At 63.6% G+C, this 23,686-nt stretch carries 25 protein-coding genes; 7 read left to right on the top strand and 18 right to left on the bottom strand.

Translation table 11 applies throughout. The features are described from left to right. The 5 genes from EL255_RS10850 (at position 1) to EL255_RS10830 (ending at position 4,929) form a co-directional block, all read left to right on the top strand. Positions 1–1,251 (top strand): response regulator, encoded by a 1,251-nt coding sequence (locus EL255_RS10850; protein WP_042652211.1) that lies wholly within the window; start codon positions 1–3, stop codon positions 1,249–1,251. Beyond that, the gene (locus tag EL255_RS10845) at positions 1,248–1,862 is read left to right on the top strand and encodes a GNAT family N-acetyltransferase (protein WP_042652210.1); all 615 of its coding nucleotides are present in this window, start codon (positions 1,248–1,250) and stop codon (positions 1,860–1,862) included. The genes EL255_RS10850 and EL255_RS10845 overlap by 4 nt, the downstream gene beginning before the upstream one ends. Before the next feature lie 73 nt (positions 1,863–1,935). Then, positions 1,936–2,709 (top strand): Sir2 family NAD+-dependent deacetylase, encoded by a 774-nt coding sequence (cobB, locus tag EL255_RS10840; RefSeq protein ID WP_042652209.1) that lies wholly within the window; start codon positions 1,936–1,938, stop codon positions 2,707–2,709. An 85-nt stretch (positions 2,710–2,794) separates the two neighbouring features. Then, entirely contained in the window at positions 2,795–3,271 is a 477-nt protein-coding gene (locus tag EL255_RS10835; RefSeq protein ID WP_042652208.1) for a putative pterin-binding protein, read from the top strand. Then, the gene (locus tag EL255_RS10830; protein ID WP_126623327.1) at positions 3,268–4,929 is read left to right on the top strand and encodes a GGDEF domain-containing protein; all 1,662 of its coding nucleotides are present in this window, start codon (positions 3,268–3,270) and stop codon (positions 4,927–4,929) included. The genes EL255_RS10835 and EL255_RS10830 overlap by 4 nt, the downstream gene beginning before the upstream one ends. A gap of 69 nt (positions 4,930–4,998) precedes the next feature. Here the strand turns inward: EL255_RS10830 and EL255_RS10825 are convergent, their stop codons facing one another. From EL255_RS10825 to EL255_RS10795, 7 genes are all read right to left on the bottom strand, one after another. Further along, positions 4,999–6,027, bottom strand: coding sequence for a substrate-binding domain-containing protein (locus EL255_RS10825; protein WP_042653811.1), 1,029 nt, complete (start codon positions 6,025–6,027; stop codon positions 4,999–5,001). After that, on the bottom strand, positions 6,027–6,959 hold the full coding sequence (gene rbsK / locus EL255_RS10820) for a ribokinase (RefSeq protein ID WP_042653810.1): 933 nt from the start codon (positions 6,957–6,959) through the stop codon (positions 6,027–6,029). Before rbsK ends, EL255_RS10825 begins: the two co-directional genes overlap by 1 nt. 103 nt (positions 6,960–7,062) lie before the next feature. Then, a complete protein-coding gene (rbsB, locus tag EL255_RS10815) occupies positions 7,063–7,938 on the bottom strand; it encodes a ribose ABC transporter substrate-binding protein RbsB (protein ID WP_033131835.1) in 876 nt (291 codons plus the stop codon). A 22-nt stretch (positions 7,939–7,960) separates the two neighbouring features. Then, on the bottom strand, positions 7,961–8,926 hold the full coding sequence (rbsC, locus tag EL255_RS10810) for a ribose ABC transporter permease (RefSeq protein WP_025327024.1): 966 nt from the start codon (positions 8,924–8,926) through the stop codon (positions 7,961–7,963). Beyond that, entirely contained in the window at positions 8,923–10,488 is a 1,566-nt protein-coding gene (gene rbsA, locus EL255_RS10805) for a ribose ABC transporter ATP-binding protein RbsA (RefSeq protein WP_042653809.1), read from the bottom strand. Before rbsA ends, rbsC begins: the two co-directional genes overlap by 4 nt. A gap of 21 nt (positions 10,489–10,509) precedes the next feature. Next, positions 10,510–10,929 carry a D-ribose pyranase gene (gene rbsD / locus EL255_RS10800; protein WP_042653808.1) on the bottom strand — a complete coding sequence of 140 codons (420 nt, stop codon included), beginning with the start codon at positions 10,927–10,929 and terminating at the stop codon, positions 10,510–10,512. A gap of 198 nt (positions 10,930–11,127) precedes the next feature. Beyond that, positions 11,128–11,745 carry a glutathione S-transferase family protein gene (locus tag EL255_RS10795; RefSeq protein WP_042653807.1) on the bottom strand — a complete coding sequence of 206 codons (618 nt, stop codon included), beginning with the start codon at positions 11,743–11,745 and terminating at the stop codon, positions 11,128–11,130. 303 nt (positions 11,746–12,048) lie between these two features. Between EL255_RS10795 and EL255_RS10790 the strand changes: the two genes are divergently transcribed. Next, on the top strand, positions 12,049–12,801 hold the full coding sequence (locus EL255_RS10790) for a DUF2189 domain-containing protein (protein WP_042653806.1): 753 nt from the start codon (positions 12,049–12,051) through the stop codon (positions 12,799–12,801). 16 nt (positions 12,802–12,817) lie between these two features. Then, entirely contained in the window at positions 12,818–13,483 is a 666-nt protein-coding gene (locus EL255_RS10785) for a DUF2987 domain-containing protein (RefSeq protein ID WP_042653805.1), read from the top strand. An 83-nt stretch (positions 13,484–13,566) separates the two neighbouring features. Here EL255_RS10785 and ttcA read toward each other — a convergent pair whose 3' ends face one another. The 11 genes from ttcA to ccoN all read right to left on the bottom strand — a co-directional run bounded on the left by ttcA (position 13,567) and on the right by ccoN (position 23,635). Further along, positions 13,567–14,475: a tRNA 2-thiocytidine(32) synthetase TtcA gene (gene ttcA / locus EL255_RS10780; RefSeq protein WP_042653804.1), complete on the bottom strand. Its 909-nt coding sequence runs from the start codon at positions 14,473–14,475 to the stop codon at positions 13,567–13,569. Between the two features lie 67 nt (positions 14,476–14,542). Beyond that, positions 14,543–15,490, bottom strand: a complete 948-nt coding sequence (gene uspE, locus EL255_RS10775) for a universal stress protein UspE (RefSeq protein ID WP_042653803.1) — start codon at positions 15,488–15,490, stop codon at positions 14,543–14,545. 139 nt (positions 15,491–15,629) lie between these two features. Continuing rightward, positions 15,630–16,385 carry a fumarate/nitrate reduction transcriptional regulator Fnr gene (locus EL255_RS10770; protein WP_042653802.1) on the bottom strand — a complete coding sequence of 252 codons (756 nt, stop codon included), beginning with the start codon at positions 16,383–16,385 and terminating at the stop codon, positions 15,630–15,632. Between the two features lie 68 nt (positions 16,386–16,453). Further along, positions 16,454–17,140, bottom strand: a complete 687-nt coding sequence (locus EL255_RS10765; RefSeq protein ID WP_042653801.1) for a sulfite exporter TauE/SafE family protein — start codon at positions 17,138–17,140, stop codon at positions 16,454–16,456. After that, positions 17,124–17,312, bottom strand: coding sequence for a cbb3-type cytochrome oxidase assembly protein CcoS (gene ccoS / locus EL255_RS10760; RefSeq protein WP_042653800.1), 189 nt, complete (start codon positions 17,310–17,312; stop codon positions 17,124–17,126). The genes EL255_RS10765 and ccoS overlap by 17 nt, the downstream gene beginning before the upstream one ends. Positions 17,313–17,403: 91 nt before the next feature. After that, on the bottom strand, positions 17,404–19,794 hold the full coding sequence (locus EL255_RS10755) for a heavy metal translocating P-type ATPase (RefSeq protein ID WP_042653799.1): 2,391 nt from the start codon (positions 19,792–19,794) through the stop codon (positions 17,404–17,406). A 3-nt stretch (positions 19,795–19,797) separates the two neighbouring features. Continuing rightward, positions 19,798–20,286: a FixH family protein gene (locus tag EL255_RS10750; RefSeq protein ID WP_042653798.1), complete on the bottom strand. Its 489-nt coding sequence runs from the start codon at positions 20,284–20,286 to the stop codon at positions 19,798–19,800. 125 nt (positions 20,287–20,411) lie between these two features. Beyond that, the gene (gene ccoP, locus EL255_RS10745; RefSeq protein ID WP_042653797.1) at positions 20,412–21,389 is read right to left on the bottom strand and encodes a cytochrome-c oxidase, cbb3-type subunit III; all 978 of its coding nucleotides are present in this window, start codon (positions 21,387–21,389) and stop codon (positions 20,412–20,414) included. Further along, the gene (locus EL255_RS10740) at positions 21,389–21,568 is read right to left on the bottom strand and encodes a CcoQ/FixQ family Cbb3-type cytochrome c oxidase assembly chaperone (RefSeq protein WP_042076232.1); all 180 of its coding nucleotides are present in this window, start codon (positions 21,566–21,568) and stop codon (positions 21,389–21,391) included. The genes ccoP and EL255_RS10740 overlap by 1 nt, the downstream gene beginning before the upstream one ends. Positions 21,569–21,579: 11 nt before the next feature. Next, positions 21,580–22,194 carry a cytochrome-c oxidase, cbb3-type subunit II gene (gene ccoO / locus EL255_RS10735; RefSeq protein WP_042653796.1) on the bottom strand — a complete coding sequence of 205 codons (615 nt, stop codon included), beginning with the start codon at positions 22,192–22,194 and terminating at the stop codon, positions 21,580–21,582. A 16-nt stretch (positions 22,195–22,210) separates the two neighbouring features. Next, positions 22,211–23,635 (bottom strand): cytochrome-c oxidase, cbb3-type subunit I, encoded by a 1,425-nt coding sequence (gene ccoN, locus EL255_RS10730; RefSeq protein WP_042653795.1) that lies wholly within the window; start codon positions 23,633–23,635, stop codon positions 22,211–22,213. Positions 23,636–23,686: the final 51 nt, after the last annotated feature.

Below are 23,686 nucleotides of genomic sequence, written 5' to 3'. Positions count from 1 at the left end.
ATGATCATCACAGACGAAGAGTTATTGGCGCTGCTGGAATCGGACGTGAGCCTGGATCCCGGCTTCCATCCCGTCAGCATCTATGCTCTTGACGCCGCGTCCCATCAGGCCGTGCAGGCGGCAGGGGTACCCGAGTACGCCAGCTTGCACCGCACCCAGCCCGAGCCCGGCTGGCAGTGGGAAGCGTTGTTTGCCGCCGGTGCCATCGCGCTGTTCGAGCCCGCCGCCCATGCCGGGGCCAGCTATCTGCCCCGGCTGATGACCCGAGGGCAGGGCATCTACCAGCTCTCCGATCCCTGGCTGGTGGGCTTACAGGAGCGGGAACAGGGGTGGCGCGACTGGTTGGCAAGATTGCAGGTGCTGTTGCTGGAGGATCACCCCTTTCAGGGGGCCTGCATCCAGCAGGAGATCCAGGCGCTGGGGCTACCCTGCCAGTGGGTACAGGACGGCGATGCCTGCCTGCGGGCCCTGGAGCAGGGCGAGGTGCGACTGCTGATCTGCGATCTCAGCCTGGCGGAGCAAGATGCCATCAGCCTGTTGATGAGCCATCCCCAGTATCAGCACAGCGGTCTGCCCATCATACTGCTCTCCGCCCACGATCAGACCCTGATCGACGGGGCCCGTCGCCTGCTGCACGACGCCGGTTTCAACGTGCTGGCCGCGCTGGCCAAGCCGCTGCAGAGCGACGATCTGCTCCGCCTGCTCAAGACCCTCTATCTGGGGCCCCAGCGTCAGCGCCGGCTGAGCGGGTTGAAGCGCACCATTCGCAGTTGGAATGGCGAGGTGCGGGGTCAGCTCGGCCTGCTGGCGGATGCGGCCTCGTCCAGCTTGCCCATCTGGCTGGCCGTGAGCGGGCTGCCACCCCACTGGGAGCAGCTCAAGACGTGGCTGGAGCAGCACGGCCGCCTGGCGGGCGAGCTGACCCTGGTCATCCACCGGCGCGATCAGCTGCTGAGCAAGGCGGATCGCTTCGCCTTGGTGCTGCAGGCCAGCCTGGCCGGGGCCCGTCTGGCGCTGCTGCTCGATAGCATTCAACATCTGCCGTTCGACAAGCTGGAGCGACTGCCGCTCCAGCACCTGCTGCTGGGACAACACCTGTTGCCGGAGCTGGAGGCGATGGCGACGGACTCCCTGCTTGACCGCTTCATCGGCCGGGCCAGGGAATTGGGGATCGCCATCTATATCGACGATCCCTTCAACCTGCTCGATGCCTCCCCCTGGCAGGATCGCGGCATCATGGGGCGCTGGTGACCCGCTATCTGTGCTGGCCGGCCGACGTGGCTCGTCTGCGCGCGGGGCTGGCGGGCTGGCCTCATCCCACCAGCCGGGGCGCCTTGCCTCTGGTGATGGTGGTGGGGGGCCTAAGTTGCCGGTTGCAGGAGTTGGCGGGGGCCGATCCGGCGCCTCTCGAGGCCGCCTATGGGGAGCTCAGCGAGCAGAGTGTCTACCTGCGCTTCATGCGTCCCAAGCAGCCACCCACCCCCTCGCAGGTGGCCTTCTTCCTCGATTACCCGCGCGCCGCCCAGATTGGCTTGTTGCTGACGGATGCCGCGGGCCGCCCTCTGGCCGTGGCCCAGTCCATCCGGCGGCGGCTGCACCCGGATCGGGCCGAGTTCTCCTGCATAGTCGCGGATCACTTCCAGCAGCGGGGGGCGGGGCGCCGCATCCTGCTGGCGCTGGCGCTGCTGGCGCGGTCGGAGGGGATCCGGGAGTGGACGGCGGAGGTGCTGAGTCAGAATCGGCCCATGCTGACTCTGCTGCGGGGCTTGGGGCTGCCGCTGACCCTGGTGACGGGGCGGGAGATGATATTCGTCAGGTTGGACTTGAGCGTGCTCGACGGCCTGGATCAGGATCGCTCATAAGACCAAGGGCGAATGGGCTGGACCGGTCCCCTGTGCTAAGGTCAGCCTGGTAACCCGTCGGAGGAAATCAGTCATGGTGCAGTCAGCCAAACATATCGTGATCCTCACCGGTGCCGGCATCTCGGCCGAGTCCGGTATCAAGACATTCCGGGCCAGTGACGGCCTGTGGGAGGAGCACAGGGTTGAGGATGTGGCCACCCCCGAGGGTTATGCCCGGGATCCCGAGCTGGTGCAAAGCTTCTACAACTCTCGTCGCCAGCAGCTGCAACAGCCCCAGATCCATCCCAATCCGGCCCATTACGCCCTGGCCAGGCTGGAGCGTCTGCTGCCTGGGCGCGTTACCCTGATCACCCAGAACATCGACAACCTGCACGAGAGTGCGGGCAGCAAGAACCTCATCCACATGCATGGCGAGCTGCTCAAGGTGCGTTGCCCGGTCTCGGGCCAGGTGCTCGAGTGGCGCGGGGCGCTCCACCAGGAGGAGCTCTGCTCCTGCTGCCAGTTTCCCCAGCCGCTGCGACCCCATGTGGTCTGGTTTGGCGAGATGCCGCTCGGGCTGGATCGCATCTATGGCGCCCTGGCCCAGTGCGATCTGTTCATCTCCATCGGCACCTCGGGGGCCGTCTATCCGGCGGCCGGTTTCGTGCATGAGGCGGGGCTCAACGGTGCCCATACCATAGAGCTCAATCTGGAACCGAGCGAGGTGGGCAGCCAGTTCGATGAGAAACGCTACGGCCCGGCGTCCGTGCTGGTGCCGGCCTTCGTGGATGAGTTGCTGCAACGGTGCGGCGTGCACCAGCCCAAGGCGGTCGACGGACACAACTGGATGGAGATGCGCGGTCCGTAACTATTGTGTAACACCACAGTTGCATTGGCTTGATGAAGCCGCCACACTGGCCCATAAAATATGGGGTGTAGTCGGCGTAATCATCATGAGCATCTTGAAGCATTGGATCGCGTTTTTCCTTCTGGCATTGATCACGGCCAGCGTGCAGGCATCGACCCCCTTGCTGCAGCTGATCCTGCCCGACAAACGGGAGATCAGCCTCGACGAGGCGACCCTGGCGGCCCTGCCGCAGGCCGAATTCAACACGGAAACGCCCTGGACCCTGGGCATGCACCGCTACCGTGGCGCCACCCTGGCGGGTCTGCTGGCGGCGCAGGGGGTGAAGGATGCCCGCGAGATCGAGGTCTTCGCCCTCAATGGCTATCAGCAGCGGGTGGATCTCGCCCTGTTTGCCGAGGCGCCGCTGACGCTGGCGCGCTATCAGGATGACAAGGCGCTGACCCGTCGCAACAAGGGGCCGCTCTGGCTGCTGGTACCGCTCTCCGCTCATCCCCAACTCAATGTCTCCGCTATCCATAACAGCATGGTGTGGCAGGTGACCCGCATCGAGGTCCTCCCTTGACGCGTCGTCACCGCCACAATCTGCTGCTTGCCGCCATTTCGCTGCTGTTCCTGTTCTCGTCGGTGTGGGGACTCTACCTGCAGCATCGCCACGAGCAGCTGGTGGATACCCTCTATCGCAACATCCACTGGAACATCAGCCAGACCATGCTGGAGTCCCAGCGCTTCCTCTATGACTTGCGCCTCTATCGGGCGGGGGCGCTGGAGATGGAGGTCCTGAGCCTGGATTACGATCTGCTGTGGAACCGGCTGGACATCTTCCTCATCAGCAGCGAGACCGCCGATGCCCGTGGCCGCTACGGGCTGGGCAAGGTGGTGGCGCGGCTGTTTGATCAAATCAAGCTGCTGGAGCCCCAGATGCAGGCCGGTGCGCTACAGGAGGGGGGCGCGCTGGATCGCACGCAAGCCAGGATTGTCGAGCTGACCCACCAGGTGGAGCAGATCGGCAATCAGATCCTCTCCGGCCAGGAGCGGGAGGCCTCGGTCAACCAGATCCGCCAGAGCCTGTTCTGGCTGCAGATCTGGCAGCTGATCCTGCTGGTGACGGGGGGCGTCCTTGTGTTTGCCCTCATTCGCGTCAATCTGCAGAACCGTCGCCTCTCCCTGCTCGATCCCATGACCCGGCTGGGGAATCGCCGCGCCTTGCAGGCGCAGCTGAAGCAATCCTTGCGGCTGGGCCGTGCCCAGGCCTTGGTGGTGCTGGATCTGAAGCGGTTCAAGCAGGTCAATGATCTGCTCGGTTATCAGGTCGGCGATCGCCTGCTGCAGACGGTCGCCGCCAAGCTGCGGCAACAGTATCCCGGCCGGGCCTACCGACTGGGAGGGGATGAGTTCGCCGTGGTGCTGGCCGGTGGTCAGGAGGCCATCGAACAGCAGATGGAAGGGATGGTGGCCCTGCTGAAGTTCGAGTTCGTGACCCGTGAGAGCAGCTTCGATCTAGCCTGTCGGTTCGGGGTGGCGCAGGCGGAGGGGGAGGATGCCGGCATGCTGCTGGAGCAGGCCATCCTGGCCCTGAATCAGGCCAAGCGGGACGACGCTACCCTGATCTGGTTCCAGCCTGCGATGAAGGCGGCCCTGAACATGGGTCAGCGGCAGTTGCATCAGCTGCGGGAGTGGCTGGCGGGTGCCGCCCCATCCCCGCTGGAGACGGTGTCAGAGGAGCTGGAAGACGAGCGGGGGCAGCGGGTCCTGGCCATCAGCCTGCGCTGGCGGGTGGGGCAGCAGCCGTGCGATGTGGATTGGATGCAGGAACGCGGGGTGCTGGGCCCGGTGGTGGCGCGGCTGTTGGCGGAGTCGACCCACCCCTTGCCCGTGTTGCTGGTGCTGCATCAGCAGGCGCAGCTGGCCCATGTGCTGGCGTACTTGCCCGCCTTGCCTGCGGCGTCGCTGATCCTGGCGCTGCCGACCCTGACGGAGGATCGCCTCCTGCTGGAGAAGATGCGCCAGCGTGGTTGCGTGCTGGCGTTGCATGAGCTGGGCAGTCGGGTCCCCGAGCTTCTGCGATCCGGCTGGCCGGTGCGCTACTGGCTGCCCGAGCCTGCCGATAACGATGTCTTGCTGCAACCCCTGGCGCAGCGGCTGGGCTTGCTGCGCCTGAGTCGGCTCGGGGCGGAAGAGGAGATGGAGGACAGGGTAGAACAGCGCGAGCAGCCGTATTGAATCGGCATAGACAACAAGGGCGGCCATTGGGCCGCCCTTGTTGATCTTGCGCCTTGCCATGGCTGGCGGCTAGGAGTGGTGCGGTGTCTCGGCGGACGGGAAGGGGGCGCAGGAGTCCCTGATCACCAGGTCAGGGTCGACCGTGATCATCCGGTTGTCGATCCGCTCCCCATTGATCCGTGCCAGCAGACGGGTGACGGCGAGGCGACCCAGCTCCTCCTTCGGCTGGTTGACCGTGGTCAACGGGGGTGACATGTACTGGGCCAGCGCCACGTTGTCGTAGCCGACGAGGGAGAGATCCCGCGGGATGACGAGGCCGGCGCGATGGGCGGCGCTGATGACCCCCATGGCCATCATGTCGTTGCAGACAAAGAGGGCGCTGGGGCGTTCTGGCATGGCCAACAGGCGCTGCATGGCATCGTGGCCGCTGGCACAGTCGAAATCCCCCTCCTGGATCCAGGCCGGGTTGATGGCAAGGCCTGCCTCCCGCATCGCCTGCTCGAAGCCCGCCAGGCGCTGATTGGCCGGGGCCCGGCTGTGGGGGCCCGTGATGCAGCCGATGTCGCGGTGGCCCAGCGCCAGCAGGTGGCGGGTCGCCAGATAACCGCCGCGATGGGAGTTGTCGGCGATGAGATCCACCTCCTTGCTCTCCATGCCCCAGTCCATCACCACCACCGGCAGGCTCTTGAGCCAGTCGAGCTGGTTGAACACCTCCTGTTGGCCCTCGCTGCACATGATGAGCAGCCCATCCACCCGCTTGCGCAGCATCATCTTGAGATAGGAGAGGGCGGTCTCGGCCTGGCCCTCGGTGTTGCCCAGCATCAGGTTGTAACCCTGCTCGAAGCAGTAGCGCTCCACCCCGCGCACCACCTCGGCGAAGAAGGGGTTGCTGGAGGTGGTGACCAGCATGCCGATGCTGTTGGTCTCCTTCACCTTGAGGCTGCGCGCCACCAGGCTGGGGGCATAGTTGAGGCTCTGCATGGCGGCGAAGACCCGTTCGCGGGTCGCATCGCTCACGACGCGGGTCTCGTTGATGACGTGGGATACGGTGGTGGTGGAGACCCCCGCCAGCGCGGCCACCTCCTTGATATTGGCCATCAGTGCCCCTGCGCGGCTTGCGCGAGCAGGAAGGTCTCCACCTCGGCCTTGCTCGGGATGGAGCTCTGGGCTCCCAGTCGGGTGACCGAGAGCGCGGCCGCGCCGTGGGCGAAACGCACCGCGCCGTTGAAGTCATGGCCCGCCAGCTGCGCCGCCAGCAGGGCGCCGTTGAAGGTGTCTCCCGCCGCCGTGGTATCGATCGCCGTCACCCGAAAACCCGGGATGAGCGCTTGTTGGCTGGGGTTGCTGCAGTAGACCCCTTGCGCGCCCAGGGTGATCATCACCTCCTGGATCCCCAGCTGATGGAAGCCGGCAGCCGCCTCGCGGGCACTGGCCTCGTCGGTGACGGGGACCCCGGTCAGCAGCTCGGCCTCGGTCTGGTTGGGGGTGATGAGATCCACCAGCGCCAGCAGTTCCGCGGAGAGTGGCCGGGCGGGTGCCGGATTGAGCACCACCCGGGTGCCATGGGCACGGGCCAGCCGGGCCGCCTCGAAGACGCTCTCCAGCGGCACCTCCAGCTGCAGCAGCAGGGTGTGGGCGTCGGCAATCATGGACTCGTGGCGCTTGACCATCTCGGGGCTCAGGGCGCCGTTGGCCTCGGCGGAGATGCCGATGCTGTTTTCCCCCTCGTCGCTCACGTAGATGATGGCGATGCCGGTGGGGAGCGCCTCATCGCGCTCGACCGCGCTCACGTCTATGCCGTCGGCGGCGAAGCCTGCCTGCATCTGGTGACCGATGGCATCATCCCCGATGCGGGCTATGAAGGAGACGGGGGCCCCCAGCCGTGCGGCGGCGACCGCCTGGTTCGCCCCCTTGCCACCGGGGACGACCTGGTAGCCGTGGCCGGTCAGGGTCTCACCGGGACGGGGAAAGTGGGGGACGCGCAGCACATGATCCGCATTGACGCTGCCGAGAACTACGAGACGATTCATATCGATCACCCTTGCTTGAGAACATCTTGGCTTGAGTGGGCCCAAGCCAAGCGGCTCTGTAAGAACCAGCAAAGGGGGAGGCGAGCCTCCCCCTTTATCAGACTTATTTGCTGACGATCTGCAGCGGCACCGGGATGGATTGCTCCACCGGCTGACCCTTGAGCACCTTGTCGGCGGTTTCCACGCCGATGGCACCGATCAGGGCCGGTTGCTGGGCCACGGTGGCGGCCAGTTTACCCTTGGCCACCGCCGCCTTGCCATCGTCCGTGCCGTCGAAGCCGACGATCATCACCTCTTTGCCGGCCGCCTGCACGGCGCGGATGGCACCCAGCGCCATCTCGTCGTTCTGGGCGAACACGGCCTGCACGGTGGGGTGGGCGGCCAGCAGGTTTTCCATGACGTTCAGACCCTTGGTGCGATCGAAGTCGGCGGGCTGGGAGGCCAGCACCTGCAGCTTGTTGGCGGCCACCGCCAGGGCGAAGCCCTCACCACGGTCACGGGCGGCGGAGGTGCCGGCGATCCCTTCGAGCTGGATCACCTTGGTACCGGTCCCCAGCTTCTCGGTGATGAAGTCACCGGCCAGCTTGCCACCGGCCACGTTGTCTGAGGCGATGTGGGCCTTGACCTCACCCTGGGCCGCGCCTCGGTCCAGGGTCAGCACCGGGATGTTCGCCTTGTTGGCCAGGCGGATGGCGTTGCCCACGGCCTCGGAGTCGGTCGGGTTGATCAGGATGGCGTCGACCTTGCGCACGGTGAGATCTTCCACGTTGGAGAGCTCCTTGGCCGGATCGTTCTGGGAGTCCAGCACCACCAGCTCGTAGCCAAGCTCCTTGGCCTTGGCTTCGGCCCCTTCCTTCATGGTGACGAAGAAGGGGTTGTTGAGGGTGGACACCACCATGGCCAGGGTGTGATCGGCAGCCTGGGCAGTGCCCAGCACGGACATGATGGCGGCGGCGAGCAGGGTATTGAGCTTTTTCATCGTTTCATTCCTTGTGTGTGCATTACTTGCTTTTGTTATCGATCATCACGGCGAGCAGGATCACGCTGGCCTTGGCAATCATCTGGTAATAGGACGAGACGTCGAGCAGGTTGAGGGCGTTGTTGAGGAAGCCGATGATGAGTGCCCCGATCAGGGTCCCCATGATGCGGCCCTTGCCCCCCATCAGGCTGGTGCCACCCAGCACCACGGCGGCGATGGCATCCAGCTCATAGCCCATGCCGGCGGTCGGCTGGGCCGACGACAGGCGGGAGGTGACGATGAGGCCGGCCAGGGCCGACAGCATGCCGCACAGGCCGTAGACCGCGAGCTTGACCCGGGCCACGTTGATGCCGGAGAGGCGGGTGGCCGACTCGTTGCCGCCGAGGGCGTAGATATAACGGCCGAGGCGGGTGTGATTGAGCAGGTACCAGGCCAGCAGGAAGACGATGGCCATCAGCCAGATGGGCACCGGCAGGCCGAACAGGTAACCGGTACCCAGCCAGGCGAAGTGATCGGCACCGTCGCTGAAGCCGGTGGAGATGGGGCGCCCCTCGGTGTAGACCATGGTCACGCCGCGCAGGGCTGTCATGGTCACCAGGGTAGCGATGAAGGCCTGCACCTTGCCCTTGGCGATGATGAGCCCGCTGACGCCGCCGAGCAGGGCGCCGGCACCCAGGGTGAGCGGCACCACCAGCCAGATCGGCAGCTCCATGGCCACCATGGTGGCGGCCAGGGCGCCGCACAGGGCCAGCACAGAGCCGACCGAGAGATCGATGCCGGCGGTGAGGATGACCAGCGTCATGCCGACCGCCATGATGGCGTTGACCGAGGTCTGGCGCAGTATGTTGAGCAGGTTGTCGGCGGTGAAGAAGTTCGGGCTCAGGAAGGAGACCACGCCGATCAGCACCAAGAGGGCTACCAGGGATTTGTTCTCGATCCACCAGGCCTTGCTCATGACGCCACGGCGGGGAAGGGTTTGGGTTGTCATTGCTGTGCCTCTTGCTCTGCTTGCCACTGTTTACCGACTGCCGCGGCCATCAGTTTCTCCTGATTGGCGTCACGGGACATGAATTCTGCGCTGATGCGTCCCTCGTGCATCACCAGGATGCGGTCGCTCATGCCGAGCACCTCCGGCATCTCGGAGGAGACCAGGATGATGCTCATCCCCTCCTTCTTGAACTGGTTGATGAGCTGGTAGATCTCTTTTTTTGCCCCCACGTCGACGCCGCGGGTAGGCTCGTCGAGGATCAGCACCTTGGGACGAGTCAACAGTCCCTTGGCGATGGCGACCTTCTGCTGGTTGCCGCCGGAGAGCAGCTTGATCAGTTGTTCACCGCTCGGGGTCTTGATGTTGAACAGCCGCACGTAGTCGGCCACCGCCTGGCGCTCCGCCTTGCCGTCGATCCGGCCACCCTTGTTGAATTCGTTAAGGGCACAGAGGCTCATGTTCTCCCGCACCGACAGCTCCAGCACCAGGCCATCCCCCTTGCGATCCTCGGAGATGTAGGCGATGCCGGCCTTGAGGCCATCGGCGGGGCTGCGGGGCCGCAGGGCGTGACCATCCACGGCAATCTCACCGGCGCTGATGAGGTTGGCGCCGTAGATGAGCTTCATCAGCTCGGTGCGCCCCGAGCCCATCAGGCCGCTGAAGCCCAGGATCTCTCCCTGGCGCAGGGAGAAGCTCACCCCGCGCACGCCGGGGCCGCTCAGATCGCTCACCTGCAGGCTGACGGGGCCGAGCTCGCGGGCGAGGCGCGGGTACTGCTCCTCCAGCCGGCGGCCGACCATCATCTCAATGATCCTGTCCTCGTCCAGCTCGCTCACCGCCTGCTCGCCGATCCACTTGCCGTCCCGCAGCACGGTGACGCGGTCACAGATCTGGAAGATCTCCTTCAGACGATGGGAGATGTAGACGATGCCGCAGCCCTGCTCGCGCAGTTCGCGGATGACAACAAACAACTGCTCGGTCTCGGTGTCGGTCAGCGCATCGGTGGGCTCATCCATGATGATGACGCTGGCATCGAACGACAGCGCCTTGGCGATCTCCACCATCTGCTGTTCGCCGATGGAGAGATCCCCGAGCCGGGTGTCCGGCCCATGCTTGACCCCGAGCCGAGCCAGCAGGGTGCCGGCCCGCGCGCGCAACTGCGGGTGATCGATGTTGCCAAAGCGGGTGCGCGGTTCGCGGCCGAGGAAGATGTTGGCGGCAATGGAGAGCTCCGGCAGCAGGTTCAGCTCCTGATGGATGATGCTGATGCCCTGATCCTGAGAGTCTCGCGGCCCCTTGAAGTGGACCGGCTGGCCGCGATAGCTGACAGCGCCGCCGTCGGCCTGATAGATGCCGGTCAGCACCTTCATCAGGGTGGACTTGCCGGCGCCGTTTTCACCGAGCAGGGCCATCACCTGACCCGGGTAGACGCGCAGGCCGGCCTCATCGAGGGCGCGCACCCCGGGGAAGGTCTTGACGATCCCGGTGAGCTCCAGAATGGGCGAGGGGAGGGCCTTGGCGTTCCCGGTGAGGTCGGGGGAAGGCGAGGAGAGGGTGCTCATGGCAGTTTCCTTAGGATGGCCTTAAAACGCCACGCCGGCGCAGAGGATGAGGTTGGCGTAGGGCGTCACCTCGCCGGTGCGCACTATGGCCTTGCTCTGCCGGGTACGGCTCTTGAACGTTTCGTGCAGGCAATATTCGACGGCGATGGGCTTGCCCTGATCGAGCGCGTGCGCCGCAATATGATCGAGCAGTGCCTGGTGGGCGAGCGGACTGATCAGCTTGAGCTCGCTCGCCATGATCACCTTCTCCACCACCAGATCGGTAAAGAGTGCGGTCAGCACTGCCTCAAGGCTGGGGGTGCCCGCCATCAGCGCCAGATCGATGCGCTCCGGGCCCGCCGGGATCGGCAGACCGGCATCGCAAACGGTGATCTCGTCGGTGTGACCCATCTGTGCCACCAGGGCACTCAGGGGGGCATTGAGCAGCTTGCCTCGTTTCATACAGCACCTCGGCGGGTGGACCCCGCATCTCTGTTATCCTGTCAGGCAACCGGTTACGCAACCGGTTGCGTCGTGAGGCGAAAGATAGGCGTTAACCGTTAACGGGTCTAGCGACAGATGATGAAAATGTGAAAACGATCTCAATGCGAGGGGATGATGGCTGAAAAAGCGGGCGCTGGCAGGCGCCCGCTTCCGGGATCAGATCACCAGGGCCTGCTGCACGGCGGGACGGGCCTGCATCCGCCGGGAGTGCGCCGCCACCTTGGGGAACTCGTCGATGGATACTCCATCGCTCTCCAGCCAGCTGGCCACCACGAACAGGTAGATGTCGGCCAGGCTGAAGCGATCCCCCAGCACCCAGGGGCCGGTCAGGTAGTGGTTTTCCACCTCGGCGAAGCCGTCGCGCATGTTTTGCGGCATCTTGGCCTTCATGGCGGCGATGGCCTGCTCGTCATCGGCCCAGCGGCTGCCGCGGCGCCCGTGGGCATGGGAGATGTGCAGGGTGGCGGCGAGGAACAGGTTGACCTCCTGCATCCTGGCCAGCAGGAAGGGGTCTTCCAGCGGCGCCAGTCCGGCCGCCGGGAAGCGCTGTGCCACATAGAGCAGCAGGGCCGGGGTCTCGGTCAGCACGCCGCGCTCGGTGACCAGTGCCGGCACCCGCCCCTTGGGGTTGATGGCAAGATATTCGGGGGTGCGCTGCTCGCCGGCGACCAGATCGAGTCGCTTGATCCGGTGCGGGGCATCGGCCTCCACCAGGGCGATGCGTACCGCCATGGCACAGGTGCCGGGGGCGAGATAGAGCGTCAGTTCGGACATTGCGGGTCTCCTTGTGTACGATCGCCGGCCTGTACCCGAGGGCGAGTCGCCGGCGATCAAATGGGTCTTGGGCATCCTACGCCCATGACGGGCATGGGCCAAGCCGGCTGTCGTGATCGCTGGCGCCGGACCGGCCTGACACCCGCTCGCCATCGCGGCCTAGCCGGGCGCCGGCCAACAAAATCAATGGCTTTATGAACAACAGATAACAGGAAAAACGGCTACGCATGCCCGGTCAAATCGCTATAATGTGCCACCTTGGATCAGTCGCTTTCGATGTTGGACAGTCAATTGAGTAATAAAATGCGGATCGGTGGAACCCTCGAACAGTCCCTCAGCCAGGGATATCGTCTGGACCTGCAAGGGGTGGTGAAGGAGGGCTGGCAACAGACCAGGCGCACCGGTTTTGGCCTGTCGCTGGCCATCGCCGGTGTCATGGCGATCTGGATCCTGCTGAGCAATACCCTGCTGGCTCCCTATCTCAGCCGGGAAGGTGACATGGACATGGCGCTGGTGTTGAGCCTGCTCATCACCGTCATGATGTCCCCCATGACCTCTGCCCTCGACATGCTGGGGCTGCAACAGTCGGTCGGTGTGCGAGCGCGCCCGAACCAGGTGTTCGACTTCTTTCGCCACTTCCTGCGCCTCGGTAGCCTGAGTCTGCTGGGCAGCCTGATCACCAGCCTGTTTGGCCCGCTGTTTGAGCTGGTGGGGCTGCCGGTGATGCTGGCGTTCATTCCCTCCGCCCTGGTGGGCATGGGGTTGGTGTTTACCGTCCCCCTGGTGCTGGAGCGTGGCCTGCCGCCGGCCCAGGCCATCCTGGTCTCGCTCAAGCTGTTTGCCCGTGGCTGGCCCAGCATAGTGCTGCTGCACGGCGTCATGCTGGCGCTGTTCTTCCTCGCCCTGATCCCCATGGGGCTGGGACTTATCTGGGTGGCCCCCCTCTATTTCAACTGCAAGGGGATCCTCTACCGGGATCTGTGCGGGGTCGCCGTCGAGGTGACCGAGGTAGGGGAGAGCGCAAGCAAAGAGGGCCCCGATCATTTCAACGCATGATGCAAAAGGACGGCATATGAAGCTGGTTCGACATGGCATGGCGGCAAGCTTGCTGCTACTGCCGACCCTTGGGCTGGCGCAGCCCTCGCTGGATCTGCAGTACTCAACCTTCTACAGCCAGATGAAGACCTTCGCCAAGGGGGAGTTTGGCCAGGCGAGACTCGGTTTTTATCTGACCGATCCGCAGACGGGCCAGCGCTGTGGCTTGAGCGCGGCGCGGGTCAGCACCCAGGATAGAGAGGTGGCTGCCGAGGTGACGGTGGACGGCGAACTGCGCCTGCCCTATGACGATGATCTCAATCTGGACAAGGCCACCGTGGTGGTGGCGCTGACCGAGCCGCACGCCAGCTGCGATCTGTCGGTGCAGGTGATGGCGGATGCACCAGCGGGGGCGTTCGAGGTGAGCGAGCTGTTGGGGCGTCAGCAGGACATGCAGGCGTTGCTGGACAAGCTGGCGGGCATGATCGGCAAGTACTTCCTGCCGGGGATGGAAGGGGTACGGGTGAGCCTGGCACAGCCGAGCGGCACCGCCTACCTCATCGATGGGGATCGCCAGCAGGCGCTGCCCTGGCGAGATGGCCAGCTGCTGCTCGACAATGCGCTGCTGGCCGACTTTGCGACAGGCAAATTGCAGCTGCAGGGGGAGATCCTGCGACTGACCCCCTGGTTGCACAAGGGTTGATCAGGGCCCGCCATGAATAGAATCCATAAAAAAGGAGCGCCAGGCGCTCCTTTTTTCTATGTGCGGTACAGGGAAGGCGGTACTTAGCGCACCTCTATCACATCCAGCATGTCCATCTCGTCGATGTTCAGCAGGGGGGCGGTCGGCAGCTCGGGCGGATCGAAGGCCTTGTCGCCGCCGTCGATGATGCCGGAGTCGCGGTTGATGCTCTTGAAGTCAAACAGCTTGTGATCGAGCAGGTGGCTCGGGATCACGTCCTGAATGGCGGTAAACATGGTCTCTATCCGACCCGGGAAGCGGCGATCCCAATCCTGCATCATCTGCTTGATGGCCTTGCGCTGCAGGTTCTCCTGAGAGCCGCACAGGTTGCACGGGATGATGGGGAAGGCCTTGACCTCGGCGTAGCGCACCAGGTCCTTCTCCTTGCAGTAGGCCAGCGGGCGGATCACCACGTTCTTGCCATCGTCACTCACCAGCTTGGGGGGCATGGACTTGAGCTTGCCACCGTAGAACATGTTGAGGAACAGGGTCTCGAGGATGTCATCGCGGTGATGGCCGAGGGCAATCTTGGTGCAACCCAGCTCCAGGGCGCTGCGGTAGAGAATACCGCGACGCAGGCGGGAGCAGAGGGCGCAGGTGGTCTTGCCTTCCGGTACCTTGTCCTTGACGATGGAGTAGGTGTCTTCCTCGACGATCTTGAAGTCGACGCCGAGGGCGGCCAGGTACTCTGGCAGCACGTGCTCGGGGAAGCCGGGTTGCTTCTGATCCAGGTTGACGGCCACGAGATCGAAATGGATGGGGGCGCTCGCCTTCAGGCTCATCAGGATGTCGAGCATGGCGAAGCTGTCCTTGCCGCCAGACAGGCACACCATGATCTTGTCACCCTCTTCAATCATGTTGAAGTCGGCGATGGCCTGACCCACGTTGCGCCGCAGGCGCTTCTGCAGCTTGTTGAAACTGTATTTCTCTTTGGCGTTAAGCTCTTCGTGCATGGCCTCAAACCCGGGACAAAAATAAGCGGCTTATTATAGCCATGTCCCGGGGGAGGGCAAGAAACGCTTATGCCGGATGACGCCTGTCGTCCACCGGACAGCTGTAATCGTCCGGTTTGAGGATCAGGATGTCGCAGTTGAGCCGATCCACCACGTGCTCGGCGGTGTTGCCAAGCAGCGCGGCGGAGAGGCCGGTACGGCCGACGCAGCCCATGATCATCAGGGTGGCCTTGAGATCGTCGGCCAGGTCGGGCAGCACCTCTTCCGGCAGCCCCTCTGCCACCTTGGTCCACATGTGCCCGATGCCAAATTGATCCGCATGCTCGCGCAGCAGATCCTCGTGGTGCTTGCGGATGGCGTCGTTATAGGCGTTGGGATCGAATTCGGGCAGCTCGATGGCCACATTGACCGGGGTGCCCGGGTAGGTATTGACCAGATAGAGGTTGGAACCGAGCAGATCGGCGATGGCGGCCCCCTCGCGGGTGATGCGCTCATTGAGCACCTTCTGCTCCAGATCATCGCTTGAGCAGTTGATGGCGGCAATGATGTTGCCGCCTCGCTGCCAATGACCCTCCTTGACCAGCAGGACGGGGCAGGGACACTTGCGCAGCAGGTGCCAGTCGGTCGGGGTGAAGATGAAGGTCTGCAGGAAGGAGTGATGGTGGGTCGCCTTGACCACCAGATCGTGGCGCTGTGCCAGCACTGTCTGGATCACGCATTCGAAGGGGCGGTTGTGCCACACCACCTTGACCTCGCACTCGACCCCCTTGGCACGGTAGGGCTGCAGTATGTCATCGAGCCATTCCCGGCGCTGCGAGATGACCCCATGGCGCATCTCTTCCCGCTCATCCACCGACAGCATGGCCGTCATCTCGTATGAGAAGTCGTAGATGGTCAGCAACAGGGTCAGCTGGGCGCCCTCGTCCAGCTCGGCGATCTTGACCGCCCGTTCGAGCGCGATCTGGCGCTCCTCTTCCGGGTTGATCACCACCAGAATATTTCGGTACTTGACCATGTTCTCCTCCTTGGCAAAAACGCCAATGATGGCAACTCTTTAGCCTTTACAGCTTAGTCCAAGGGGAGAGGCGGGGAACTGTGCCGGATCAAATTTCAGGACGAACCGATCCGGCAATAGGGGGGAGAGGCGGGTGTGATCAGCCGCAGGCGGGGCGGGTGGCGCCAGCCATGACACCGAGTGCCACATGATCCAGCACCGTGATGTACTTGCCCTTGACGCTGATGAGGCCGGACTTCTGGAAGCGACCGAGCAGGCGGCTGATGGTCTCAACGGTGAGGCCGAGGTAGTTGCCGATGTCGCCGCGGGTCATGGAGAGACGGAACTCCTTGGCGGAGAAGCCACGCTCGGAGAAGCGCACCGACAGGTTGTGCAGGAAGGCGGCGAGGCGCTCTTCGGCATTCTTCTTGGAGAGCAGCAGGATCATCTCCTGATCCCCCATGATTTCGTTGCTCATCAGTCGCATGATCTGCTGACGCAGCTTGGGCATCTTGCCGGAGAGATCGTCGAGCACGTCGAACGGGATCTCGCACACCATGGCGGTTTCCAGCGCCTGGGCGAAGGAGGGGTGAGCCTGCTTGTGGATGGCGTCGAAGCCAACCAGATCCCCGGCCAAGTGGAAGGCGGTGATCTGCTCGTCGCCCTGCTCGGTGATGGTGTATGACTTGATGGTCCCGGAGCGGATGGCGTAGAGCGACTTCAGCTCATCACCGGCCTTGAACAGCTCCTCGCCCTTCTGGATCGGCTTTTTGCGCTCGATGATGCTGTCCAGCTGATCGAGCTCGTTGTCGTTCAGGGTGAAGGGGATGCAGAGCTGGCTGATGCTGCAATCCTGGCAATGAATTGCACAGCCACCGCTCTGAATACGTCTGCCAGGTTTCTTGTCCGGGATCATAGGCTCATATGAATAATTGATTTATATCAAACAAGTTTACCATCAACTCATCCGTTTTGGATAGGGTTTCAAAAGGATGCAATGCCGATCCAGAGGGTATGCAGTCCATACAGGATGAGCAGCAGAGCCCCTCCGACGCGCAGGCTGCGCAGGGTCAGCCAGTAACGCAACCTGTCCGCCAGACCGCCCAATGCAAACAGCGTCGGCAGGGTGCCGATGCCGAAGCCGAGCATGAGCAAGGCCCCGCCACTGGCGGAGCCGGCCGCCGCACTCCAGGTCAGCATGGAGTAGACCAGACCGCAGGGCAGCCAGCCCCACACCATGCCAAAGGGGAGGGCCTGTAGGGCCGAATGGAAGGGGAGAAACTTGCCCGCCAGCGGCCTGATGTGGGGCCAGAGCCGAGCGCCGAGACGCTCGAGCAGCAGTATGCCCTGCCACCAGCCGGCCAGATAGAGACCGAGGGCTACCATCAGCAGCGCCGCCACCAGCCGCAAGCCGGCGATGGCATGCTTGCCGGCCCCGAGCTCGCCGGTGGTGGCCAGCAGTCCACCGACCAGGGCGCCCGCGATCACATAGCTGAGGATCCGCCCTAGGTTGTAGTTGAGCAGGTAGCCGAGCCGTCCCCAGAAGTGCTGCTTGTCGGGCGGGATCGCCATGGAGAGGGCGGCCGAGACGCCACCGCACATGGCGATGCAGTGGCCAGAGCCTGCCAGCCCCACCAGCAGGGCCCCCATCAGATCAAGGCTGTTTGTCATCACGTTGCGGGTCCTCGCCCTTGGCGGTGGGTTGCTCCTCGTCGAACAGGATGTTGGAGCCCTGGCGATCCAGATCCTCGAACTGCTCCGAACGAATGGCCCAGAAGAAGACGACGCCCGCGATGATGACGAACAGGATGGCAATGGGGATGAGGACGAAGATGATGTTCATGATGCGAGCCTTGCTGTGGGGGGGGTCATGATAAACCAGTTGAGGCCGGCATGCCCCTGTCATCGCGGCAGGTGGCCCTGGCGCCTGAGCCTCAACGGTTCAGGCGCATGGAGTTGGTCACTACTATGAGGGAGCTCAGGGACATACCCGCCGCCGCAAGATAGGGGGGCAACCAGCCGCTGGCCGCCAGCGGCAGCACCAACAGGTTGTAGCCGATGGACCAGGCGAAGTTCTCCTTGATGATCTTGCGGGTGCGCAGCGCCAGGGTGCGGGCCGTCAGCAGGCGGGAGAGATCATCGGCCAGCAGTATGGCATCGGCGCTGTTCTTGGCCAGATCCGTGCCACCCGCCATGGCGAAGGAGGCGTGGGCGCCGGCCAGCACAGGAGCATCGTTGATGCCATCCCCCACCATGATGCTGATGTCGCCCGCGGCTTCTCGCGCCTTGAGGTAGCTCAGCTTGCCATCCGGCGTCACCCCTTTCACCAGCTCATCCACCCCCAGCTCGCGGGCGATCGCGTCGGCCTCGGCCGAGCCGTCCCCGGTGAGTATGGTGGTGTGCAGCCCGGCGGCCTTGAAGGCCTGGATCAGCGCCCTGGCATCTGGGCGCAATGTATCCGCCAGGGTGAAGCGGGCCAGCAGGCGGGCGTCGTCGGCCAGATAGATGGCCAGCCCCTGAGTCGCGCTCTGCTCCTCAGCCAGCCCGAGCCAGCGGGCGCTGCCGATGCGATAACGGGTGCCGGCGACCGTTCCCTGAATGCCGTGGCCGATGACGGGGAGCACCTCGCTCGCCGGCAACGGTGCGGCAGCTTCGGCGGCCGAGCCCCTGAAGGCGCGGGCGATGGGGTGTTCGGAATAGGCCTCGAGCGCCTGGGCGATGGCTAGGCACTGGGCCTCACTCAGCTCGGCCAATACTTGGGTGCCGGTCAGGCTGATGCTGCCGGTGGTCAGGGTACCCGTCTTGTCCATCACCACCCGGTTGGCGCGGGTCAGCACGTCCAGCACGTGGCCGCGGCGCAGCAGTATGCCGGTGCGGGTGAGGTGGGCGGTGGCCGAGGTGAGCGCGGTCGGGGTGGCCAGCGACAGGGCGCAGGGGCAGGTGGCCACCAGCACCGCCAGCGTGATCCAGAACGCCTGCTCCGGCTGATGGAAGTGCCAGTAGGTCCAGACCCCGGCGGCGATGAGCAGCAGCACCAGGATGAAGTGACGGGAGAGTACGTCGGCCAGCTGGGCGATGGCGGGTTTGTCATCGAGGGCGCTGTCCTGCAGCCGCATGATCTGGGCCAGGCGTGACTCCGCGATGGGGTGGCTGACCCGGATGTCGAGCGGCGCATCCGTGTTAATGGTGCCGGCATAGACGGGATCCCCGGGTCGTTTGAGCAGGGGCAGTTGCTCGCCGGTCAGCATGGCTTCGTTGAGGCTGGCCTGCCCCAGGGTGATGATGCCATCGGCGGGCAATGTGGCCCCCGCCAGCACCCGCACCCTGTCCCCGACTTGCAGCGTCTTGGCGGCCACGTCGTGCTCGCCATCCTCGTCGATGCGGGTCGCCATGATGGGCACCAGCCGCGCCAGGTTGGAGCTCGACTCCGACGCCTTGCGCCTGGCCCGCAGCTCGAGCAGGCGCCCCAGCAGCAGGAAGAAGACAAACATGGTGATGGAGTCGTAATAGACCTCACCCGTATTGAATACCGTGGCCCAGATGGAGGCGACGAAGGCACCGATCAGCGCCAGCGACACCGACACGTCCATGGAGAGGTGGCCCTGCTTCAGGCTGCGCCAGGCGCCCACATAGAACGGCTGGGCCGAGTAGATCATGATGGGGGTCGAGAGCAAGAGGCTGATCCACTTGAAGTAGATCATGAACTCCTCCTCGACGCTGATGAAGAGATCCATGTAGAGCGCCACGGCGCACATCATCACCTGCATGGAGCCGAGGCCAGCCAGCGCCATGCGGAACATGTAGCTGCGCACCTCGCGGGCGTAGAGCGCCTCTTGGCTGTGGGTCTGGAAGGGGTAGGCGCGATAGCCGATCTTGGCGAAGCCCTTGAGGATGTCACTCAGGGAGAGCCGCGCCGGATCCCACTTGATGCGGGCCCTGTGGGTGGTGGTGTTGACGTTGACGTAGTGCAGGCCGTCGAGTCGGGTCAGGTGGCGCTCGATGAGCCAGGCGCAGGCGGCGCAAGTCAGCCCTTCCACGCTGAGCTGGATCTCGCGCTGGCTGCCCGTGCCGCTGTCGGTGACGAAATCCTGCTGCACCTCGGCCAGATCGTAGTGGCTGAGGGCGGCCAGTTCGCTGGGCACCAGCTCCCCCTTGAGGCCGGGGGCGGTGCGGTGTTCGTAGTAACTGGCGAGACCGCATTCGAGAATGGTTTGGGCCACGGCCTGGCAGCCGGGGCAGCACATGGGTTGCACTATGCCCTTGATCTCGAGTGCATAGCTGCTGCCAGCGGGCACCGGCTCACCGCAGTGGAAGCAACCCGTCATGGCTTAGCGTCCCTTGGGATCGAGTTCGATGGGGGCCTTGGTCGGCAGCTGTACCGTCTCCTGCAGGCGCCACTCGTGGTCGAAGGCATCGACCCGGATGTGCCACTTGCCGGTGGGGGCCTTGTCGAACAGCAGGCGATAGACGCCATTGCCGTCGGCCGTCATCAGGTGCTCGCTATCCATGCCGGCCAGGGTCGGATGGAACAGAGAGAGGCGCAGCGCCTGCCCGGGCGGGATATCGCCGGCGAGGGGCTTGAGGGTCAGCTCGTTGCCGTTGACCGTCAGGGCCATGCGGATGTGGAGGGCCTCGGCGCGATCAAACTTGCTGAGGTCCTGATTAATCTCCTTGCCCTGCTTGTAATAGTCTTCGGCCACCAGGTTGACCCCGTCCTTGCTGGCGATGATGGCGGTGGCGATGCTGCCGACGACGGCGGCGCAGGGGAGGGCGATGATGAACCAGGGCCAGAATTGGCGATACCAGGGTTGAGTCATAGTGCTACCGAAACCTATGATTAACAAAATAGAGGGATTTTAACCAACACAAGATAACAAAAAGCCTCGAAGAGTCGAGGCTTTTTGCTGAGTAATCACGTGCTTATCACATGTTACTGCTTATTTTACTTATCGTTGTGGGACAAGCTATAGACATAGGATGCCAGCAGATGGACCTTGTCTTCCCCCAGGATATCCTTCCAGGCCGGCATCACGCCGTGACGCCCGTGGGTGATGGTCTGCTCCACCACCTGACGGGAGCCGCCGTACAACCAGGTATTGTTGGTCAGATCCGGTGCCCCGAAGGCGATACCGCCCTTGGCGTCCGGGCCGTGACAGGCGGCGCACATGGCGAAACGGGCTTCCCCCTTCTTGGCTTCGACCAGATCGACCTTGCGGCCGGACAGGCTCAGCACATAGGAGGCAACCTCCTTGACCCCATCCTGACCCAGGATCTCGCCCCAGGCCGCCATGATGCCCTGACGACCGCCCATGATGGTGGTCTTGATCTGATCCGGTTGACCGCCCCATTGCCATTCGCTGTCGGTCAGGTTCGGGAAGCCGCGACCGCCACGGGCATCGGAGCCATGGCACTGGGAGCAGTTCTGCAGGAACAGACGCTGACCCACCTTGCGGGCTTCCGGATCGGCGGCGACGTCTTCGATGGGACGATAGCTCTTGCCGTCAGCCTGATAGGCCAGCTCGCGGAACTTGGCGCCATAGACTTCGTCGGCCTTGACCAGTTCACGGTCATACTCGACCGCGCGCCCTTCCGCCTTGGCGGAGGCCACCGCGGCCTTGGAGTCCGCCAGGGAGCGGATGTCCTGGTTGGAGCTCTGCCAGCCCAGCAGGCCCTTCCAGTTGCCGAGGCCCGGGAAGGCGAGCAGGTAGATGAGGCCGGTGACGATGAAGAAGAGGAACATGTAGGACCACCACTTCGGCAGCGGGTTGTTGATCTCCTCGATGCCGTCGAAGGTGTGCCCCATGGGTTTGCCCTCTTCGGACCCCATCTTGTCCTTCATGCACCACATCAGCAGCAGGAAGCAGCCCAAGATGGTGCCCAAACTGATGACGGTCACAAAAATGCTAAACAAAGTGCTCATTATTGCTTCGCTCCTGCGTTCTTGTTATCAGCACTGGGTTGCTCGTCGTCGGCAAAAACCAGGTTGGCAGCCTCGTCGAAGGAGGCCTTGCGGCGCTTGCTGTAAGCCCAGACGATGATGCCGATCATGATGGCCATCAACAGCAGGGTGTAGAGGCCGCGAAATGTGCCGTAATCCATATCCCTACTCCTTATTTCAGGGCATGACCCAGTGATTGCAGATAGGCCACCAGGGCATCCAGCTCGGTCTTGCCCTTCACGGCATCGCTCGCCCCCTTGATGTCCTCATCGGTATAAGGCACGCCGAAGTTGTCCCGGAACAGCGCCAGCTTCTTGCCGGTCAACTCGCCGGTCAGGACGTTGGTCTCCAGCCAGGGGAAGGAGGGCATGTTGGACTCGGGCACCACGTCGCGCGGGTTGATCAGGTGAGCGCGATGCCAGTCATCGGAATAGCGACCGCCGACCCGGGCCAGGTCCGGACCGGTACGCTTGGAGCCCCACAGGAAGGGGTGCTCCCACACGCTCTCGCCGGCGACCGAGTAGTGACCGTAACGCTCGGTCTCGGCGCGGAACGGACGGATCATCTGGCTGTGGCAGACGGTGCAGCCTTCGCGGATGAAGATGTCGCGCCCTTCCATCTGCAGGGCGGTGTAGGGCTTGAGGCCCTCCACCGGCTCCGTGGTCTGTTTCTGGAAGAACAGCGGGGTGATTTCGACCAGGCCCCCCAGGCTGATGGCAAAGATGATGCCGACCACCAGCATGGGTACGCTCTTTTCAAAGATCTCGTGACGATTTTTGTTGCTCATGCTTTGACCTCTTCAATCATGCTGGCTGTGCGACAGGTTCCAGGGAACCCTTGGGCGCAGTGATGGTGCGATAGGCGTTGTAGGCCATCAGCAACATGCCGGTGACGAAGAAGCAGCCACCCAGGAAGCGCACGAAGTAGAAGGGATAAGAGGCCTGCAGCGCTTCCACGAAGCTGTAGGTCAGGGTGCCGTCGTCGTTGACCGCACGCCACATCAGGCCTTGCATCACACCGGAAATCCACATGGAGACGATGTAGAGCACGGTACCCACGGTCGCCAGCCAGAAGTGAACGTTGATCAGGCGAATGCTGTACATGCGGCCCTGCTCGAACAGGTTCGGGATCAGGTGATACACGGCGCCGATGGATACCATGGCAACCCAGCCCAGCGCGCCGGAGTGGACGTGACCTATGGTCCAGTCGGTGTAGTGGGAGAGGGCGTTGACCGTCTTGATCGCCATCATGGGGCCTTCAAAGGTGGACATGCCGTAGAACGACAGGGACACGATCAGGAAGCGCAGGATGGGGTCATAGCGCAGTTTGTGCCAGGCACCGGACAGGGTCATGATGCCGTTGATCATGCCGCCCCAGGAGGGCACGAACAGGATCAGGGACATCACCATGCCGAGGGACTGGGCCCAGTCGGGCAGCGCGGTGTAGTGCAGGTGGTGCGGACCGGCCCAGATATAGAGTGAGATCAGCGCCCAGAAGTGCACTATGGAGAGACGGTAGGAGTAGACCGGGCGTCCCGCCTGCTTGGGCACGAAGTAGTACATCATGCCGAGGAAGCCAGCCGTCAGCAGGAAGCCGACCGCGTTGTGGCCATACCACCACTGCACCATGGCATCCATGGCACCGGAATACATGGAGTAGGACTTCATGCCGGAAAGCGGCACTTCCATGTTGTTGACGATGTGCAGCACGGCAACCGTGATGATGAAGGCGCCAAAGAACCAGTTCGCCACATAGATGTGGGAGGTGGTGCGCTTGGCCAGGGTACCGAAGAAGACGATGGCGTAACTCACCCAGACCACGGCGATGGCGATGTCGATGGGCCACTCCAGCTCGGCGTATTCCTTGGAGGTGGTGTATCCCAGCGGCAGTGAGATGGCGGCGGCGAGGATGATGGCCTGCCAGCCCCAGAACACGAAGGAGGCCAGGGGGCCGCCGAACAGTCTGGTTTGGCAGGTGCGTTGCACCACATAGAAAGAGGTGGCCATCAGGGCGCTACAGCCAAACGCGAAGATGACCGCGTTGGTGTGCAGGGGGCGTAATCGGCTGTAAGTCAGCCAGGGAGTGTCAAAGTTGAGGGCAGGCCAGATCAACTGGGCTGCAATCAGTACACCAACCGACATACCGACAATTCCCCAGACAATTGTCATGACGGTGAACTGGCGCACAACGGTGTAGTTGTACTCAGGATGGTTTGTTGTATGGCTCATCGTTGTATTCCGCTTCCGATGCTGCTGTTGTTTGATTTTTTTGTCCGGTGA

Source organism: Aeromonas encheleia, from assembly GCF_900637545.1.
Taxonomy (GTDB): Bacteria; Pseudomonadota; Gammaproteobacteria; order Enterobacterales; family Aeromonadaceae; genus Aeromonas; species Aeromonas encheleia.
This window is presented reverse-complemented; position numbering and strand designations above follow the sequence as displayed.